The organism is Streptomyces sp. SID14478 (assembly GCF_010548525.1).
GTDB lineage: Bacteria > Actinomycetota > Actinomycetes > Streptomycetales > Streptomycetaceae > Streptomyces.
The window spans coordinates 1-2289 of sequence record NZ_JAAGMG010000121.1; the positions used below are offsets into that span (position 1 = coordinate 1).

The 2289-nt window shown below is 72.3% G+C and carries 2 protein-coding genes and 1 pseudogene; 1 reads left to right on the forward strand and 2 read right to left on the reverse strand.

Annotated elements, in window-relative coordinates; all coding sequences use genetic code 11:
• Positions 1 to 802: LysR substrate-binding domain-containing protein (locus tag G3I40_RS04905; RefSeq protein ID WP_164300918.1), on the reverse strand; the 802-nt coding region annotated here is incomplete at its 3' end.
• Between the two features lie 124 nt (positions 803 to 926).
• Between G3I40_RS04905 and G3I40_RS04910 the strand changes: the two genes are divergently transcribed.
• Positions 927 to 1970, forward strand: coding sequence for a bile acid:sodium symporter family protein (locus G3I40_RS04910; RefSeq protein ID WP_203643474.1), 1044 nt, complete (start codon positions 927 to 929; stop codon positions 1968 to 1970).
• Here the strand turns inward: G3I40_RS04910 and G3I40_RS04915 are convergent.
• A pseudogene (locus tag G3I40_RS04915) lies at positions 1915 to 2289 on the reverse strand (hypothetical protein); the annotation flags it as partial. The gene G3I40_RS04910 and the pseudogene G3I40_RS04915 sit on opposite strands and share 56 nt — an antisense overlap.

Consider the following 2289-nt stretch of genomic DNA (forward strand, 5'->3'; position numbering starts at 1 on the left):
CGCCCCGCTCCCGCCCCGCGGCGCCGTGCAGCAGCACGAAGTCGACCTCCCCGAGCTCCGGCATCCCCACCCGGTCGGGGACCCGGACGAGACCCGGCGGGATGAGCCCGCGCGCGTGCGCCATCACGCCGAGACCGGCGCGGGCCGCCGCGATCAGCCCGTTCAGCGATCCGCTCGTGCAGGCGATGCGCCAGTCCCGCCCGTGCCGCTCCAGCGCCTCCAGGGCCAGCGCCCGCGAGATCCCCGGCGGCGGGTAGACGATCAGCGGCACCGGCCGCTCGGGATCGATCCGCAGCCGCTCCGCGCCGATCCACACCAGCCGGTCGTGCCACACCGACTCCCCGCGCGGATCCTCCGGCCGGCGCTTGGCGAGGACGAGGTCGAGCTTCCCGGCGTCCAGCTGCTCGTGCAGCGTCCCCGACAGCTCGACCGTCAACTCCAGGTCCACCTCGGGATGTTCGTGCCGGAACGACTCCAGGATCTCGGTGAGCCGGGTCAGCACGAAGTCCTCGGACGCCCCGAACCGCAGGCGCCCGCGCAGCCGGGTCCCGGTGAAGAAGGCGGCCGCCTGCTCGTGCACGGCCAGGATCCGCCGCGCGAAGCCGAGCATCGCCTCCCCGTCCTCCGTCAGCTCCACGGAGTGCGTGTCCCGGGTGAAGAGCGTGCGCCCCGTCGCGTCCTCCAGGCGGCGCACGTGCTGGCTGACCGTCGACTGCCGCAGGCCGAGCCGCCGCGCGGCCTGCGTGAAGCTCAGCGTCTGCGCGACGGCGAGGAACGTCCTCAGCTGCCCGGGGTCGTACATGCCCCGACCCTACCGCCGCTCATCACGTATCACGATCACAGTCAGAACGGTATGCAGGATTCCCGATCAAGACCAAGGGGAGGACCATGAAGAGGGCACGACCTGAACCGAGAGCAAGGAACCAATGAAACGCCTGACCTGGCCGAGCTGGATGCCGATCGACCCGTACATCCTGGCGTTGATCGGCACCGTCGGCCTCGCCGCACTCCTGCCGGCCCGCGGAGCCGCCGCCGACGTCGCCTCCGACGCCTCGACCGCGGCGGTCGCCTTCCTCTTCTTCCTCTACGGGGCCAGACTCTCGACCCGTGAGGCGATGGACGGCGTACGGCACTGGCGGCTGCACGTCACGGTCCTCGCGGCCACGTTCGTCGTGTTCCCGCTGCTCGGCCTGGCCGCCCGCGGCCTCGTCCCGGTCCTGCTGCCGCAGAACCTCTACGAGGGGCTGCTCTTCCTCACGCTCGTCCCGTCCACGATCCAGTCGTCGATCGCGTTCACCTCGATCGCGCGCGGCAACGTCCCGGCGGCGATCTGCGCGGGCTCCTTCTCCTCCCTCGCCGGCATCGTCGTGACCCCCCTGCTCGCCGCGGCGCTGCTCGGCAACAGCGGCGGCGGCTTCTCCGCGGACTCGCTCGTCAAGATCGTGCTGCAGCTCCTCGTGCCGTTCCTCGCGGGGCAGTTGCTGCGCCGCTGGGTCGGCGGCTTCATCGCCCGGCACAAGAAGATCCTCGGATACGTGGACCGCGGCTCGATCCTGCTCGTCGTCTACACGGCGTTCAGCGAGGGCATGGTGCAGGGCATCTGGCACCAGGTGAGCGCCGTGCGCCTGGCGGGCCTGATCGCGGTCGAGGCCGCGGTCCTCGCCGTGATGCTGGCCGCCACCTGGTACGGCGCCAAGGCCCTCGGCTTCCACCGCGGCGACCGGATCGCCATCCAGTTCGCCGGTTCGAAGAAGTCGCTGGCCGCCGGACTGCCCATGGCCAGCGTCCTGTTCGGCGCGCACGCCTCGCTGGCCGTGCTGCCGCTCATGCTCTTCCACCAGATGCAGCTGATGGTCTGCGCGGTGATCGCCAAGCGCCGCGCGAAGGACCCCGACGAGCCGGAGGAGCAGGCGCTCACCGCAGCCGCAGGGACACGAACCGCGGTCGGTACAGCGACACGTTCCGGTTGAGCCGGTCCTGCGCGGCGGCGGGCGCCGCGTCCAGCCAGTTGACGTCGTAGCTCAGCACCAGACGTCCGCCGCCGCTCAGTTCGGGGTGCGGCTGCGGGTTGTACGCGGCGACCTCGCCCTGCGGCAGCGGCGGCGCGAACCCCTTCGCCGGGCCGTGCCAGGGCCCGGTGGGGGAGCACGCCCAGTAAGTGGTCAGCGTCGTCAGGCCCGCCGTCCCGGCCGCGTTCGTGAACAGGACGTACGTCCCCGCGTCCCGGACGACACCGAACGCGCTGCCCACGCCGCGCCGCGCCCCGTCGCCGAGCACCGGCGCCGCCCG

Bases quoted from the DNA above. Each gene is read 5' to 3' on its own strand.
- G3I40_RS04910 (WP_203643474.1), top strand. From the start codon at position 927: ATGAAACGCCTGACCTGGCCGAGCTGGATGCCGATCGACCCGTACATC.